Source organism: Catalinimonas locisalis (assembly GCF_038039535.1).
In the GTDB taxonomy this organism is placed as follows: Bacteria; Bacteroidota; Bacteroidia; order Cytophagales; family Cyclobacteriaceae; genus Catalinimonas.
In genome coordinates this window covers 41078-58856 of record NZ_JBBPHP010000018.1, presented here as the reverse complement: position 1 = coordinate 58856, position 17779 = coordinate 41078, and the positions used below count along the sequence as shown (strand labels likewise).

Annotated in this window: 7 protein-coding genes; 5 read left to right on the top strand and 2 right to left on the bottom strand. The window is 38.5% G+C overall.

Annotated elements, in window-relative coordinates:
• Nucleotides 1–22: 22 nt before the first annotated feature.
• On the bottom strand, nucleotides 23–8959 hold the full coding sequence (locus WJR50_RS19760) for a T9SS type B sorting domain-containing protein (protein WP_341295043.1): 8937 nt from the start codon (nucleotides 8957–8959) through the stop codon (nucleotides 23–25).
• A gap of 354 nt (nucleotides 8960–9313) precedes the next feature.
• Here WJR50_RS19760 and WJR50_RS19755 point away from each other — a divergent pair, with 354 nt between their 5' ends.
• Entirely contained in the window at nucleotides 9314–10090 is a 777-nt protein-coding gene (locus WJR50_RS19755) for a porin family protein (RefSeq protein ID WP_341295042.1), read from the top strand.
• Here the strand turns inward: WJR50_RS19755 and WJR50_RS19750 are convergent, their stop codons facing one another.
• Nucleotides 10091–10894 carry an alpha/beta hydrolase gene (locus tag WJR50_RS19750; protein ID WP_341295041.1) on the bottom strand — a complete coding sequence of 268 codons (804 nt, stop codon included), beginning with the start codon at nucleotides 10892–10894 and terminating at the stop codon, nucleotides 10091–10093.
• 186 nt (nucleotides 10895–11080) lie between these two features.
• Here WJR50_RS19750 and WJR50_RS19745 point away from each other — a divergent pair, with 186 nt between their 5' ends.
• From WJR50_RS19745 to WJR50_RS19730, 4 genes are read left to right on the top strand one after another with little or no spacing between them, the layout of a single operon-like run.
• Nucleotides 11081–11701 (top strand): TetR/AcrR family transcriptional regulator, encoded by a 621-nt coding sequence (locus tag WJR50_RS19745; RefSeq protein WP_341295040.1) that lies wholly within the window; start codon nucleotides 11081–11083, stop codon nucleotides 11699–11701.
• Nucleotides 11691–13091 carry a TolC family protein gene (locus tag WJR50_RS19740; RefSeq protein WP_341295039.1) on the top strand — a complete coding sequence of 467 codons (1401 nt, stop codon included), beginning with the start codon at nucleotides 11691–11693 and terminating at the stop codon, nucleotides 13089–13091. The genes WJR50_RS19745 and WJR50_RS19740 overlap by 11 nt, the downstream gene beginning before the upstream one ends.
• A gap of 9 nt (nucleotides 13092–13100) precedes the next feature.
• Nucleotides 13101–14285, top strand: a complete 1185-nt coding sequence (locus WJR50_RS19735; RefSeq protein ID WP_341295038.1) for an efflux RND transporter periplasmic adaptor subunit — start codon at nucleotides 13101–13103, stop codon at nucleotides 14283–14285.
• A 28-nt stretch (nucleotides 14286–14313) separates the two neighbouring features.
• Nucleotides 14314–17730 carry an efflux RND transporter permease subunit gene (locus WJR50_RS19730; protein ID WP_341295037.1) on the top strand — a complete coding sequence of 1139 codons (3417 nt, stop codon included), beginning with the start codon at nucleotides 14314–14316 and terminating at the stop codon, nucleotides 17728–17730.
• The last annotated feature ends 49 nt before the right edge of the window (nucleotides 17731–17779 follow it).

The following is a 17779-nucleotide window of genomic DNA, read 5'->3' as shown; positions in this document are numbered from 1 at the left end:
CTGCTTGCCACCTAAACAAATTCTATCTTAACAGTTCCAAATAACCTGAGACTGGCTTTTCACCGTTTTTCTTATCTACGATGTAGTAATAAGTACCTTCGGGCAGTTCGTCTCCTCCTATATATAATCCACGGTTACCATAGCCTTCAAAGTAGATTCTTTCATTATCATAGTTAAAATCTTCGTAGACTATAGCCCCAGCTCTATTGTAGATTCTTACCACATTTTCATGATACTGTTCTATACAACTGATCAAGAACTTGTCGTTTTTACCATCTCCGTTGGGAGATACACCATTATAGACATGTATTTCAGATTTAATCTCAGCAGTTTTGGTATGCTTGCAGCCTTTTTCATCGGTAATGGTTACTTCATAAAAGCCTGCAGGTTGGTTATTCAAAATAAACCCACTTGCAAAACCATCAGGAGTTATCCATTCCACATCTACGATTTTGATTGGCTCAACAAATTCAAGTCTGATTGTGCCATTGGGTTGAGAGCAAATTGAAGGAGTACTGAATACTTCAAATTCAGGAACATAAATTTCCTCACCGACAGTTACAGTGGTACTTTGTGAACTACATCCTGTCAGTACATTTGTTACTGTTACGGAATATTCACCGGCACTTAAGAAATTAGCAGTATTTGTTCTGGAACTGCTAAATACCAGCTCTCCGTCTGCATCAAACCAGTTATACTCATAATCCACATCAGGCTCAATAAAAGTACTGTCCATTACAGCAGTAGCAGTTCCGTTTGGTGTGTCACAGCGTGTCACCGGAGTACTACTCACAAAAGGAGCAGGAACAATAGTAGTATCAGGTGCCGCTATTACTTCTCCGGTAAACGGTCTGCTGATACATCCTGTAATTTTATCTCGTGCAAGAAGTGTATATTCTCCAGGAAGGAGTTCAGCGATCACCGGACCAGTAGCAATGGGTTTACTGTTAGTATCAGTACCATTGTACCAAAAGAAGTTGTATCGTGATAATTCTCCATTTACCGAAGCACTAAGTTGACCATTGGGAAGACTATCGTCACAGTTGGTCATCTGAAAATCATTATTGATAGTCACCATGATTTCCTCACCTCTGCTGTCTTCTATGACAATCTCTGCTTTTGACTCTTGACAATAAGGTTCAATTCTGTCCTGCACTACTACAGTGTAGGTTCCATTTGTCAAACCTTCTATCAGGGTATTATCATTTGCAAAAGGTAGTTGTTGTAAATCAGTACCACTTCCGCTATACCAGGTAATGATATAGTCACCACTACCTCCATTAATGTTAGCGGCTACTTTTCCATCAGGTTGAATACAGCTACTGAAGTTACTTGATGAAGTACTCAAAGTAATGGGCACTTCTATTCCTTCAATAGTGTAAGTACGAGTAGTACTACAACCGCTAAGAGTATCCTGTACCCATATAGTATATTGTCCGGGGACAAGATTTTCAATCTCTAATGAGTTATTGAAGCCAGCAATGCTATCTGCCAGATTAGTAATAGTACTTCCAGCATACCAACTGGAGATCACAGTATTACTGTTTCTAACATTAATTTCAATTTCACCCTCAGGGAAATTTGAGGGATCACAGGCAAGAATAGGATCGGAGATATCATCCAGTACAACAATTAAAGGTTCAGAGGTATCCTCTATAGTGACTTGTACTGGATATGTTCTGCAATTGCTAACATTATCCTCAGCTATAACAAAATAAGTGCCTGCAAATAAACTGTCTGCAGAAATCTTATCAGCATTCAATCCGTATTGAGATGTGATTATTTCTGTAACCTGATCACTTTCATACCAGTGGTAAGTAAAGTTATTTAAGCTAAGCTCGTTTCCATCCCTATCCACAATAGAATTTATTTCAGCTTCACCATTTCCATAGCAATATGACTGATCAGCAATTTTAGTTACATATAGTACAGGTAATCTGTACTCACCTTTTACTTCAAATGATCTGTTTGAACTACACTGAGTATCTTTATTCAATATCTCAATAGTATAGGTTCCTGCTTCTAATCCAGTTTGGATTGAAACCTCTGGTTGATCTTCCTGAAAAAACTGGATGCCATTACTATCATACCAGGTGAAAGTATAGCCATTAGTTGGTAATTCTGGACCGTCCTCTTCACCTCTTACTTCTATTTCACCATCAAACACACCATCGCAAAGTATATCTGTGTCAATGAAATTCTTTTTGATTATAGGAGGAGTAGAGTTATCTGAAATTTCAAAATGTTTGCTCCTGACAGATCTACAACCATAAGCATGGGTTACCCACACATAGTAATCCCCCTCGGGAAGGTTAGTAATACTATGACCAGTAGGTGAAATAACTACTCCTCCTGGTGTAACCAGATCGTTGAAGGCTGTAGCTCCAGCAGCATCATTGCTACCATACCTCCATTCAAAAGTAAAATCAGTACCAGAAGTTCCTGTGTCCACACCATCAAATTCAACTTCAGTTATTGTAATGGCTCCATCATTCTGGCAAGTTTTTACATGCTTCAGGTCAAAAGCATTAGCTAAGAGAACAGGATTGATGGGTTCAGTTTCTACTTCGTAGTAGCCTCTGTATGGACATCCGGTATCATTGTTAATTACTTCAAAATCATACCTTCCCGGAAGTAAATTGGATAATGTACTTGTAGTTACACCATTTTCAACCACTGTAGTAAAACCAGGAACTGAACTGGTCCAGGTAATATCAAATTTTGCTGCTCCAGGGTTAGGTGTATCTGACAAACTTACGGTAATAGAACCATCACCTATACCATCACAACGAGTGTAGGGTTCTTTTGTATCTAATTGCACAACAGGATAGTGGCGGTTATCGGGTACAAAGACCTTCTCAGGAATGGAGATACAATTGGTCAATTTGCTTTTAGCTACTATCCAGTAGTATCCTGTGGCAAGACCGGTTGATTCCCAATCGCTTGGAGTACCTGTATTTCCAACTTTATAAGGTAAATCAGCAGTAAGATTAGCTTCACTATCATACCAGTAAAAGTCATGATCGCTTAGCGCATATCCGTTAGATAGAGTAGTAACCTCAATACTACCAAATTGTGCAGCACAATCTCTTTGTGCCACTACTGAAGTACCCTGTATTTCAGGAGGTACGGCTTTATCATAAATTTTTCTGAATATAGTAGTATCACAACCAGTTTCTTTGTCAACGATGAGCACTGTGTACTCACCACCTGTAATATTATTGTAGGTTGACTCAAAAGGAGCAGCAACATCTGTAGAGGTATAATCTGCTGCAGTGCTTAAACCTACCACATCACTATTAAACCAGTAAAAATCAAAACCGCTATTAGTAGTTATATCTCCTGCTTTTTTATCTACTTCTACACTTACAAAACCATCACCAGTAGGACCACACATGATATTATCCTTAGCTGACACACTAATCACATTGGGTTTGAAAGCATCGGCAGGAACCACAAAGGTATGTTTGGCAGTTGAACGGCATCCGGGATTATCTACACCATTTTTTACATCCACGATGATAACCGTATATTCCCCCGGTTTTAAACCTGTAATCATATTTCTGTTGTCAGCGGCAGTAGGCTCAAATAACGGTTTGTAATTATCAGGATGATCAAATTCAGGATGAACATCCTCTCGCAAAATTCTAGTACCCTCAAACCAATAGAAATAAAAGTCATCCTGAGTGTAACTATTTGCAGCGTAATCCCCGGAAGACAGAACCCCTGGATCTACTTCAACGCTGATGGTACCATTATAAGGATCGCAAGAGCTGGATGCTACAATGGTTGGTGTTGGGCCTGGAATGGGGAGCAAGTCAGCACCGGGAGGTATTTCCCAATAATTGATTGTCGTACAACCAGTAGACTTACTGGTTACAGCAACCGTGTAGAATTCAGCTCTTACCTCATCCAATATATGAGATGTTTCTCCTTCAATTTTGTAGTAAGTAGTATCTTGTCCAAGATACCACTGATAAGTAAAGTCATTGATATCTTCTCCTCCTGGAAATTGGACTTCCAGAGCACCATCAGGAGGTACACAAGAATCCTGATTTTTTGCATTAAAACTAAAAGTAATATCAAGACTAGGATCTCTGGTAATGGTAACTGGCCAGGCAATAGAATTACAAGAAGTGGTGTCATTAGTAGCGACTACCGAATAATCACCTTCACTCATGCCTGACAAAGTAGGTCCGGTATTACTGGCTACTAATACAGAATCAACACCAGGCTCAATAATTCTGTACCAGTCATAAGTATAGTCAGCTTGACCACTGGTACTTGTCCCTTTCACAATAACATCTGTCACTTCCATCTCACCATTGTTAGGTTCACAGCCAGTAACAGGTGAAGAGTTAACAATCAGTTCAATTTCGCTTCCCACAGCAATATTATCTTCCAAAGTAATGGTGGTATCCATGCTACAATTTGTAGCATCACGGATAACTTCCAGGATATAATTGCCGGTTGGTAAGTTATCCGCAATTGGTGTGTTCATAGCTACCGGATCAGGGATTCCGTTGTTATTACGATACCAGTTAAAAGTAAAACCTGCGGTTAAATTACCTACATTGGCTTCAAGTCTACCATTAGGGTTATCAGAGTCACAAGAGCTTTGTTCAACGATTTTTACCTGGATATCAGGCTTAGGAAAATTACGGAGATCTTCTACTGTTGCATCAATAACGTTGAGTACATCACAACCATCTTTTCTTTGAGCAGTAACTGCATAGGTTCCAGCATCTAATCCATCTATGGTTGGCCCAGTTTCTCCAATTATTTCAGTAGCGGCATTATTTATGACATCATCTTTGCTGCCTCTATACCAGGTAAAAGTATAGTCTGATATCATCGGAGGATCTCCATTCACTGACTTTATAAGGCCAGCGGTGATTGAACCAATTTTAGGTTTAGGGTCACAATTATTTTGTGGAGTAACACTTACAATTTCTATTGAATCCTGATAAAGCTCGGTCTGATCCTGAATTCTTAGATTTACTAAAGTATCACAGCCAGTGCTGGGATGAGTGATATATACAGTATAATCGTCCGCTGGAGCGTCAATGAGCTGATATGAAGTGGTAGGCTGAGGACTCAACGGAGTGGTTGTATCCGTTCCTTCATACCAATAAAATGTATATCCACTTGTAGTACCTTTTACCTCAAGGCTAGCCCCTCCATCAGGTGATAATGGATTGCAGCTTGTCAGATGTGAGTAATCAATATTTACAGGCCCAAAGGCAGGTATTTGGTCTAAAATATCAAAACTTGGTGTGTTGTCTGCTGAGCATTTTGTTATTTTATTTTGTACTTCAACAGAATATCTCCCCTCCTCTAAACCAGTGAACAAACCAGTTTCATTTGTAGACAATGTATCACTGCCTTTCATGAGATGAAAAATATACCCATTGGTTTCGTTAGAAGTCCCCACACTAAACTGTACTTCTCCATCGGGATTACACTCTGTCTGGTGTTTTATAATGTCAATATTAGTTGTAGCAACTACAGGTTTTACGATTGTTTCAGTTAAAGTAGTATCAGCTGAAGCTATACAACCTGTAGTTTTATGCGTTACCACTACAGTGTAGATACCATTAGTCAGATTGGTGCTCAATGTATCAGGTGTTGTAGCAGCATTTCCTACAACAACTGCACTTGGTCCGGTAGTAACTGTACCGAGATACCACACAAAATCGTACTTGCTTTCATCATCTACCATGGCTCTCAACTGACCATTGTAAGGCGCTTCACAAGCTGTCTGGGGACTAGCAATTTCAATAGTAAGATCATCAATAGCTTTTTGATCTATCAGTTCTATTTCAATCCCATTGCTGTATTTTCCACATTCAGTTGCTGGGTCAAAAGCTCTTAATTCATAAATACCTGCTGCTAAACCGGTAAAAGCCCCATTATTATGTACTGTTAATGTATCTTGTATGGGAGAATGTTGAATTAAGATATATTCATAGTCACTTTTGGAACCTTCAACTTTTGCGGTTATAGAACCATTAGGATTTTTACAGTTTTGATTTGCTGTTACAGTGGGCACTTTCATAACAGGCAAGTCCAAAGTCATATCTATAGTCTCACTATCAGAGCAACCAGTAAGTTTATTGGTTACAGTAACTTTATAGAGAATAGGCTTTAGATTGGTCGCAGTATCACCAATTGCCAGGACTCCGGCCTGCTGCTCATCTTCCCATTCAATTTCGTATTGCGTTTCATCAACAGCGCTGCCGTTGATGAGTACCCTGGCAATACCGTCGGCAGTGCCAGGTGTACAGCTAGACACTGGTTGCAGCTCTTCCAAAGTAATCACCTGGGTATCGGGCCAATCTTCAAATTTCTCGACTCTTACGGTATCAGCATTACCCACGCAGCCCACAGCAGTATATTCTACCACTACACGATAAGTACCTGAGTCAAGCCCGGTTACTAAAGCATCATTACTAATCACCTGACCAGTGCTTATATTGGTCCAGGTAAATGAATAATCAGATGCAGGAAATGGAGTATCGTCAGGAGCTAAAACCTGTACTTCACCATTATTAAAGGCTACTTCTCCTGGACAGTTTCTGTTGTCCCTTAACTTGACAGCTTTAAGGTCAAATGGAAGAGGGTTTACCGCTTTACTAATAATGGTTGGGGTATCATCACATTCACGGATTGTACCATTTAATTTGGTAAGTGGATAAAAAGTTTCATTGGTCATAGGTGCGCCAGTACTGTCTTTTTGCCCTATATCATTTAGTGATACAAAAAGTGTAAACGCTCCTCTGATTGCATTTACTGTAAAGGTAGTATCTATCTTTTCGTCAATGTCAATTCCACCCGGTACATCAATTTCTACGGTTTCCAGGTAAGGACTTTCATCAGTGTTACTGAATGAATTAGTGGGGTTTTCAGCATAAAAGGAAATAGGAACAGGCTTTGAAATTGCCTGATCACCATTATTTTGAAATACTACCCTGACTTCAAACTGATCATCCGGACAAACGGGAGGGGTGATCACCACACCATCGTCTGCAAAGTCCAGTTTAGGAGAAGGGAATGTAAGCTGCCCACAGTAACTTATCCTGGGTGATTGATTTAAGAATTTGTTGAGGGCAAATACAGGAGCACTTGGGTCATTACAAATCTGAGCAAAATTCAGATGGTGCGCCTGTTGATATCTCGGGATAGTAAGGTTGTCGTTGATATTGACATTAAAATAGTTAGTCTGATTCCAGAGCGCACGGGAAGGAACCCAATAGTTACCTCCTGCAGCCTTATAAGCACGGATAAAACCATTGGTTCTTGTACCACTGGTGGCGCCAGGTGCTGTTCCAAAAATGTTTTCAGCTTCTCCACAAGAAACAATAATCTCAGTTTCTCCATCACCGTCAACATCAGCTACAATAGGGTAGTCACCTTGGGTCTGGGAACTACAAAAGGTATTTGTTAATAAGTTTAAAGGAGTACCTGTAGTTCCATCTACTATATATAGATTGATTTCATCTCTATAAACAATTTCCGAAGATCCATCACCATCAAAATCAAAAACTGTAGTGCCGGTTACACCCGATGAAGATTCCCAGAAATCATCATGGTTAGCCCACTTTTCAGTAAAATCTGTTTCTATTGCGTATAATGAGGAACCAGACATAAAAGTAGCCTCCAATTGCCCATCGTTATCAATATCCGCAATATTGATATTCCCTAAGCCTCTCTCCCAGTAACAAAGGTCTCCATTATCACAATTATTGCCGTTTTCATCTTCAAATGTGGCTCTAATACTGCCTGGAATTGTATTGCCTGGCCTTAAAATAGTAAAAGTTTTTACTTCATCATTAGCAATGTCCCAAAAGAAGGCAGTAGTAGGACCATCATGACCTCCGTTGGCTCCTCCCATAATCACATCAAGATTGCCATCAAGATTATAGTCTACTACTGCAGTTTGGCTATAGTTCTGATTGCCCCAGTCAGCGTCGGCAGGATGATAACCCGCATAACCAGCTGGTTTATTACCTGCATCATCCATATTCATAGCTTCTGAAAGACTGTTTCCGGCAGTACCTCCAGAATTCGTAATATTGACTGTATAAATGATATGACCAACAACTAGCTCTAAACCTGGGGAAGAAGGAATAATATCTATCGCTACAGGAACTGCGTTAAGCTCAGTATACCAGTTATTTGCAGAAGCATACATACTGCTGCCATGACTGCCTTTGATTAAAAGTGTACCAGTCTCGGCATCCCAGACTTCATTCACTGAATACAATTCTGCTTTACCGTCCTGATTAAAATCTGCCAGGGCTAGAGGTCTTCCAAATCCTGTAAAAGTACTGGTAGCACTCCATTTTAAAGTAAGGTCATGCTCATAAACTCTGATAACCCCATTGAGATCAATCGTAAATATTTCACCAAAACCGTCACCATCTACATCTCCGACAGCGGGATAGGCAAATACTCCTCCGTTTTTGACCCTCACTTGATTTAACGTGTTGCCGGTTCGGCCATCTATAATATATAGCCAACCTGTTTCACTGTTCATGCTGATAACTTCAGGATAGCCATCCTGATCTAGATCGGCTACACTGGGCATGCCTAGGGCTGCACTGGTTTGATTACCTGAATCCCATGCAGGTTCTATTTCGAAAACGTTACCTACAGGTTGCGCTTCACAATCAGGCTTAATAGTGATATAATCATTAGGATTATCCGGATCATCAAGACAGTCACCATCATAATAATCTACAAAGCCGTCACCATCATCGTCAATACCATTTCCGCAGTCTGATTCAATTGCACAATTAGGATCCACTAGATAACATTGGGCAGCTAAATCGGCACAGTCAATTAAACCATTCCCATCGTTATCTATTTCATCTCCGCAGATTTCTTCAACTTGAGCCTGTGCGGTAAATGAAAATAAAAAGAATATTATGCTTAAGTATTTGTATAAGTGTTTCATAATGGTCAGGTATTTAAGTAAAGAGCATACCTACTCACTCGATACAATAATTTATGTAAAGAAAGGAATTAGCATAATAATTTTAAGTCTATTATTTATTAGAATATTACAATGTCATAGTTTATGGTAATCCAATGAATAATTGTATTAATCTAATATTAAAGAATAATAATGTTTAAAGCTTATGTAATAAAGCTTAAATAGGTGAAGGAAAATGTGTGGCGAATGGTATAATAATAGCTAGTAAAATTTGTGAAATACTTAGCTTTTACAGGATTTTCACAAAATCAACAGAAAAAAATTAGTGATGAGGTAAGCTGAAAGGATTTCATTCAAACCATATTTCTATCCACAATGAAGACTCAAACTATATTAATAATTGTACTTTTTTTTCTTTTTGCCCAAGCCAACATTGCTCATGCGCAGATAGTAAGGTTTGGACCAAAGGTGGGAGTACAGGCTAGCCGGGCAGTATATGATAATAAAGAATACTACGACAGGTACAATAGCAATTTTGGATTGGGTTATCATGCAGGCTTAGTGAGCAATATCAAGGTAAGCGATTTGTTGTCTCTTCAAACAGAAATTCTTTATAATCAGGTAACTAAGCGATTGAAAGGGATTGAAAATAATGACTTCAACCAAGAAAAGTACAAATTTATCTCGCTTCCGGTTTTGTTAAGAGTTTCTTATCCGATAGGATTTAACCAGCTTTATTTTAATGCAGGGCCAAATGTTTCTTACTGGTTAGGAGGTAATGGTGTATTACAAACCGGAGAAATTGCTGAATATAATTTGGATGAACTACATTATTCCATTGCATTTGACCAAGCAGAAGCCAGTGAAAATGTCGTGGTAGTTACACATCCCAATCGTTTTTTATTGGGGGTGGATGTAGGAATAGGAGCAATGTTGCCTATCCAAAAGCATCACATCATGTTAGATTTTAGGTATACTTTTGGGCATACTAATATGGCAAAGCCTGAAACTCAATATATTGATATACTCGGGTTTGATGATGATCTAAACTATTCAAACCATGTTTTTAGTTTTTCCTGTGCTTATCTTATTGATTTTGATTTCTTTACATTGAGCACAAAAGGGAAAACAATCAGTACTAAAAAAAAGTAATTAGAAATTCAAAGACTTATCTTTGGCAACCTCTTTAATGAGATTGTTATGACCTTTGTTAAGTAAAAAGAAGTCATATTGATTTAATTGCGTTAGTAAAGGTTGTACTCTTTTAAAGGTGATGATTTTATCAAATTTGCCCAGATACAATACAAGATAAATATCTTCAGCATTGATTTTTCTAGACAAGGTTTGAAGCTCTGGCCTAAGCTTTCTGTATATAAGCCAAGTGTTATATACCTTTTCTCTTTTAGTCCTATCATTCATTTGAGATTTTGCAAATCTGACTACACCATTATCAAGTACACCTATATCACCCAATACATCTACGATTCTGAAGAATGCTGATGGATGTTCTACTGTATATTTAAATATTCTTCTAGCCCAATAGGGATAAGTAGCTAAATCATACCAAAAGTTGGTTTTTATTCCATCTGGTGCGATGAGTAGAATTTTTTTTACTTGTATTTTAGTCTTCTGTAGCAGACTTATTATTATTTTTCCACCAAGGCTGTATCCGCAAAAGTTAATATCAGTTAATTTCTCCTGATTGATCCAGTACTCAAATATCTGAGCTAGAAAATCAGATGATAAAGGTAACCCGCAGTCTTTCCATTCACTTTTACCATGAAAAAATAAATCAAATGAGTAGAGAGTATACTTTGAGCCTAATGCTTCTGCCAGCGGTTGAAACACAGAAGCGTTCTGTCCGTAACCGTGAAAACATATGAGAGCTTCACTGCCATATCCGTATTTGAGATAGTGTAAAGTGACTTCTTTAAAGTGTACAAACTTACTTACCACTTAGCAATTAAAGGTGAATGAATAATTAAAACTCAAAGCCAACGAAAGAACTGAAAAATTTTTTGAAAAAAAATAGAGTAAAAGAAAACTTACTGCTTTTACTCATCGTTAGACGCCCTTAGAAACTAAGAAAAACTCTTTAGTTTCCTTAGTGAAATTGTATTTACAAATATTTGATGTACAAAAGTGGAGAGTAAAGAACAAATTGCACAGGTGGCGGAGGATCTTTTTTTAGCCTACGGTGTGAGAAGTGTGACGATGGATGATATTTCCAAGAAATTAGCAATATCCAAGAAAACAATCTACCAACATTTTAGAGATAAGGATGAAATTGTTTGCCTGGTTACCGAAAGGGTAATGGAAAGAGAAGGGGAACAAATCAACCGAATCAAATCAGAGGCAAGGGATGTAATACAGGAATTAATACTTCTTTCAAAGTACATCCGTGAACATGGGCAAAGTGTCAATCCTTCAGTGCTTTTTGATCTGCAAAGGTATCATAGAAATGCCTGGGAGATTTATCTGAAATTTAAAGAAAATGTCTTTTTATTCTCTCTTATGGATACTCTGAACAGAGGAAAAAAAGAAGGTTATATCAGGCAGGAAATTGATGTTGAAGTGCTTTCACTTCTGCGTTTGGAAGAAATACAGATGGCATACGATGCTGACTTATTTCCCAGAGAAAAATTTAATTTTAAAGAAGTGCAACGTCAGTTATTTGATCATTTTGTACACGGCATTTTGACAAAAAAAGGTTTGGATACATTAAATCATTATCAGGAAAAAAAGAATTCTAATGAAATTTAAATTTTTTACTGCTTCAGTTATTTTGCTTGTAGCATTTGCATTTCCACTGCATGCTCAGCAGTCTGATACTACAGCAATTAATGGCGCTATGAGCCTGGAGGAATGTCTTGAATATGCTTTTGTCAATAGTGAAAACATACAAAATGCATTATTGGATATTCAAATAGCCAAAGCGGATGTAGGAGTTACCAAAGCACAGGGTCTCCCCCAAATTGATGCATCAGTTACTTATACAAATAACTTTGCCGTACCTACAGTATACCTTCCCGCTAGTGCTGGTAATTTTGTAGGGGGGGGAGGCAATGGTGGACAAACTCCCTCCGATGAAGAAGTAGCTTTAAGATTTGGTATTCAGCACCAATCAAATGCCACCATTAATGCAAGCCAGATGATTTTTGATGGGGCCTACTTTGTTGGTTTGAAAGCTGCTCGTGTATATTCCGAATTAGCAAGAAAAGATTACTTATTGACCAAAAGCAATATAGCCGAGCAGGTCTCAAAAGCTTACTATACTGCTTTAGTAAGTCAGGAAAGGTCAGCTGATTTGGAAAACAACTATCAGCGGTTGGACTCTCTTCTAAATGAGACTAACCTTATGTATGAGAATGGCTTTGCTGAGAAAATAGATGTCGACCGTATTAGAGTTCAATTTAATAATGCCAAGACTCAGTTTGAAAATTCTCTTCGCTCAACTGAAGTCAGTCTATTACTCCTGAAATTTCAGATGGGAATGCCGATTGATTCTGAGATTGAATTATCTGAAACGATAAAAGATATTGAAGAAAACTGGTCCGTAGAAGATGGTAATGATTTTCAATATCAGGATAGATTTGAGTTCGCAAAATTGCAGGTCAATGAGCAATTGGTTGAACTTGACATCAAAAACAATCGGGTTCAATATTTACCTAAAATAACTGCTAATGCTAATTTTGGGTACAACAACGGAGCTGATAACTTAGGTCGTCTTACAGATTTAAGTCGCTGGAACGAATTAGGTTCATGGGGGCTTAATCTAAGTATTCCTATTTTTGATGGCCTGCAAAAGTACAACCGAATTCAAAAAAATAAGCTTCAGTTACAGCAGATTCAAAATTCCTCAAGTCAGTTGAAGAACAGTATAGATCTGGAAATTGTACAGGCTAGAGTAGAATTAGAAAACAGTATCAAAAACTTACAGGTCCAGCGAGAAAATCTGGAATTAGCTGAAGAAGTTTTCAGAGTTACAAAGATAAAATATCAGGAAGGTATCGGTTCTAACATTGAAGTTACAGATGCTCAATATGCATTGGAACAAGCAGAAACTAATTATTATAGTGCAATGTACGATGCTTTAATTGCAAAAGTAGATCTGGAAAAGGCTTTAGGAAAACTTATTAATGATCAAGAATAATATAAATATATGATGAACCGAGTATTTATTTATTTGTTTACCCCCCTTGCACTTTTGGCAGTAGCCTGTGGACAGCAGGATGAAGGTGTAGAAGCTAAAAAAAACCAGCTCAAGGAGTACCAGAATGAGATAAAAGAGCTGCAAAGTAAAATTTCAACTCTGGAAGAAGAAATTGCTTCTGAGGATCCAGATTTTGCACTTGCCAGCAACAATGCTACTCTGATTACTACCATGCCTGTAGAGCATAAAGAATTTAAACACTTTATTCATGTAAGTGGAAATGTAGCCTCTGATAGGAATGTGACTATCAACTCTGAGGCATCTGCTAAAGTAACCAGCGTCAATGTTGAGAAAGGGGATATGGTTAAGAAAGGACAAGTCCTGATCACACAGGATGCGGAAACCATCAGAAGAAATATAGATGAGTTGAGAACCTCATTGGAGTTAGCCAACACACGTTATGAGCGTCAGTCCAATCTCTGGAACCAGGAGATTGGTACGGAAATGCAGTATCTGGAGGCCAAAAATAACAAAGAATCTCTGGAAAGAAGGCTGGCTTCAGCACAGTCCCAACTGGACAACTATATACTTCATGCTCCTTTTAGTGGAACTATTGATGAGGTTTTTGTCAAAGAAGGGGAAGTGACCATGGCAGGAGTTCCCATGTTAAGACTGGTAAGCCTTGAAGAAATGTACATAGTAGCAGATGTATCAGAGGCTTATTTAGGCGAATTTGAAAAAGGAGATTCAGTAACTGTAAGATTTCCTTCTTTAAACAAAACTATAGAGTCATCTATAAGCTCGGTTGGTCAGGTTATCAACGAAAATAACAGAACTTTTGAGATACAAGTCAAACTACCCAAAGAGGCTAGTTTGTTAAGGCCTAATCTCTTAGCAGTTTTGGAAATTAAAGATTTCCAGCAGGATGATGCTATCGTGGTTCCCACTAATCTGATACAGAGCGACAATCGTGGAGATTATGTATTTGTGGCTAACCAAACTGAAAATGGTATGACGGCTATGAAAAAGCGTGTTGAAAGAGGAATGACATATAGTAATGAAACCATGATTTCCTCAGGTTTGGAAGAAGGTGATCAGATAATCAATGAGGGGGCACGTGAAGTAGCAGAAGGAGGAGAAGTAAAAATTGCCGATCTGAGTAGGACAGGCAGTGCAGTCTCTTCAAATAATTAAAATATTTATCTCTGATATTTAGATAGGCATGGACAACCAAAAAAAAGACATCAAAAGAGAATTTGGTCTAAGCTCTTTGGCTGTTAATAATCGGACCAGTATCCTTATTCTTGGGTTTATAATTGCCGTACTAGGAATCACATCCTATGTAACTATGCCCAAGGAAAGCTTTCCAGAAGTAGTATTCCCTACCATTTATGTAGGTACGCCCTATCCTGGTAATTCACCTGTGGATATTGAGAATCTGGTTACTCGTCCTATTGAGAAAGAAATCAAAGGTATAACTGGAGTAGACAACATTACTTCCACTTCAATTCAGGATTACTCTACCATCATTGTTGAATTTACACCGGATGTTGACCTTGCTAAAGCTTTACAGGATGTAAAAGATAAGGTGGATCAGGCAAAGAGTGAACTGCCTACTGATTTGGACGAAGATCCTAATGTATTTGAAATCAATCTACAGGATCTGCCTATCATGTATATTAATATTTCGGGTGATTATAGTAACAACGAACTGAAAGAATACGCTGAATATCTTCAGGATGAAATTGAATCACTTTCGGAAACACAGGAAGCAAATATCAGCGGATTGATGGAGCGTGAAATTCAGGTCAATGCAAATCCGTACCAGATGGAGGCGATGGAAGTTTCTTTTTCTGATATTCAGAATGCCATTGCTGCAGAGAACGTAACAATTTCGGGTGGTAACATTAAAGCTGATGAATTTAGAAGATCCCTAAGGGTTGCTGGAGAATTTACTGAGGCTGATCAAATTGAAGATGTAATAGTTAAGCATGAAGGTGGTGACATTGTGTACGTCAGGGATGTGGCATCTGTCTCAGATACCTATGAAGAGCGCAGCAGTTACGCTCGTATGAATAATAATCCAGTTGTTACCTTAGGTGTTGTAAAAAGAAGAGGTGAAAACCTTGTAGCAGCTTCAGATAAAATAAAAGAGATTGTTGCTGAAGCGCAGGAGAACCGCTTCCCTCCTGATTTGGAAATACTGATCACCAATGACCAGTCTAAGTCTACCAAGTCCATGCTGAATAACTTGGAGAACAGTATAATCTCTGGGGTTATACTCGTAGTGATAGTGCTGATGTTCTTCCTGAATCTTAGAAATGCACTTTTTGTAGGTATAGCCATTCCTCTTTCTATGTTTATGTCATTCATGGTACTGAGCTTCCTTGATGTCACAATCAATATGATGGTGCTATTTTCTCTGATATTGGCTTTAGGTATGCTGGTAGATAATGGTATTGTGGTAGTGGAAAATATCTACCGCCTGATGCAGGAAGGTTATTCATCCATCAGAGCTGCTAAAGAAGGTGTAGGTGAAGTCGCGTTGCCTATTATTACTTCTACAGCTACTACACTTGCAGCTTTTCTACCCTTGGCTTTCTGGAGTGGTATTATCGGAGAGTTTATGCGCTATCTGCCGATTACGCTGATCATCGTACTTTCTTCTTCACTATTTGTAGCCCTGGTGATCAACCCTGTGCTTACATCTATGTATATGAGGGTAGGAAGTAGTCTAACCAAAAGAAAACGGAAAAAATTAATGATCACCGCTGGTATTCTGGCTGTGTTAGCTATCCCGTTTTATTTATTTCAGGTATTTACGATTGCCAATTTGCTTATGCTGGCAGCGCTTCTTATACCACTTAATCTGTATGTGTTCGTACCTTCCATCAAGTGGTTTCAGGAACATTTTCTTACTTGGATGGAAAAAGTATATACCAAAACCATCACATTTTCTTTAAGAGGTAAGAATCCGTATTTCGTTTTTTTCGGAACGGTTTTACTATTGTTCTTCTCTATTGGATTGGTTGTAGTTAAGCAGCCATTGGTTGAATTTTTCCCCAGTAATGAACCCAATTATATCAACATATTTGTTCAAAAACCTATAGGCTCAGACATAGAAGCTACCAACGAACTTACACTGAGAATAGAAGATGAATTAACCAAAGTACTCCAGCCTTACGATTCAATTGTAGAGGCAGTGATTACCCAGGTGGGTGAGAATGCCAATGATCCAAATGAAGGCGTTAGCCCTGGAAATACTCCTCATAAAGCCAGAATTAATATTTCTTTTCTGGATTATGAATTACGGAACGACATTTCTACTGCTAAAGTAATGGATGATGTGAGAGATATGGTAAGTCAGTTTCCAGGAGCTGAAATTACTGTAGACAAAGATCAAACTGGTCCGCCGGTAGGTAAGCCTATCAATATAGAGATTAGCGGTGAGGATTACGATCAGTTAATAGCAGTAGCCAATAAAATACAAGGGCAGATAGAACAGGCAAATATCCCGGGGATTGAAGAATTGAAGAAAGATCTGGAGACAGGAAAGCCTGAACTCCTGGTGGATATTAATAGGGATAAAGCACGCCGTTTCGGGCTTTCAACTTCAACCATCGCCAATGAATTAAGGACTGCGCTTTTCGGGCTTGAGGTATCTAAATTTAAAGAAGGGGAAGATGACTATCCCATTCAACTGAGACTAGCTCAGGAATACAGGTACAATGTAGATGCATTGATTAATCAGAGTATCACATTCCGTGACAATCAGGGAAATATGCGTCAGATTCCTATTTCTTCGGTTGTGGATCTGAAATATTCATCTACTTATGGTTCTATTAAGCGAAAAGATCTGGACCGAGTGATTACGCTTTCCTCAAATGTATTGCAAGGATATAATGCGACTGAAATTAATCAGCGTATACAGGATGTCGTGCGGGATATTGATATTCCGGCAGGCTTTGAAGTGAGCTTTACCGGAGAGCAGCAAGAGCAGGAAGAATCCAGCCAGTTCTTATTCAACGCATTGATGATAGCGGTTATGCTCATCTTCTTTATCATTGTTTCCCAGTTCAATTCCGTTATGACCCCTTTCATCATCATGACTTCAGTAATATTGAGTACAATAGGTGTATTCCTGGGATTAGTAATATTTGATATGAGCTTCGTAGTGATCATGACAGGAATTGGTATTATTTCTTTGGCAGGTGTTGTGGTCAACAATGCTATCGTGCTCATTGACTATACCAATCTGATCAGGGAAAGGCGTAGATCTGAGTTAAATGTGGCTGAAGACGAAATATTACCTTATCACGAAATACTAAATAGTATCATAGATGGAGGGAGAGTGAGGCTACGTCCGGTACTTTTAACTGCTATTACAACGGTATTGGGACTCATACCATTAGCTATCGGTTTGAATATTAATTTCTTTACACTATTCTCTGACTTTGACGCTCAAATTTATTACGGTGGACCCAATGCGGATTTCTGGGGTCCAATGGCCTGGACGGTAATCTTTGGGTTAGTTTTCGCTACTTTCCTAACGTTGGTAGTAGTTCCTGTTATGTATCTCCTGGTTGATAAAATAAAAATTAGAGCATTTGACAAACGAAAAGTGGCTAAAGTTTCTTAGCCCAAACAATAAATAAGCGATAAACCCATCTACATATTAGATGGGTTTA

What these genes read in the sequence shown, in the direction of transcription:
- WJR50_RS19760 (WP_341295043.1), bottom strand. Translation starts at nt 8,959, where the DNA reads ATGAAACACTTATACAAATACTTAAGCATAATATTCTTTTTATTTTCA.
- WJR50_RS19755 (WP_341295042.1), top strand. Translation starts at nt 9,314, where the DNA reads ATGAAGACTCAAACTATATTAATAATTGTACTTTTTTTTCTTTTTGCC.
- WJR50_RS19740 (WP_341295039.1), top strand. Translation starts at nt 11,691, where the DNA reads ATGAAATTTAAATTTTTTACTGCTTCAGTTATTTTGCTTGTAGCATTT.
- WJR50_RS19735 (WP_341295038.1), top strand. Translation starts at nt 13,101, where the DNA reads ATGATGAACCGAGTATTTATTTATTTGTTTACCCCCCTTGCACTTTTG.
- WJR50_RS19730 (WP_341295037.1), top strand. Translation starts at nt 14,314, where the DNA reads ATGGACAACCAAAAAAAAGACATCAAAAGAGAATTTGGTCTAAGCTCT.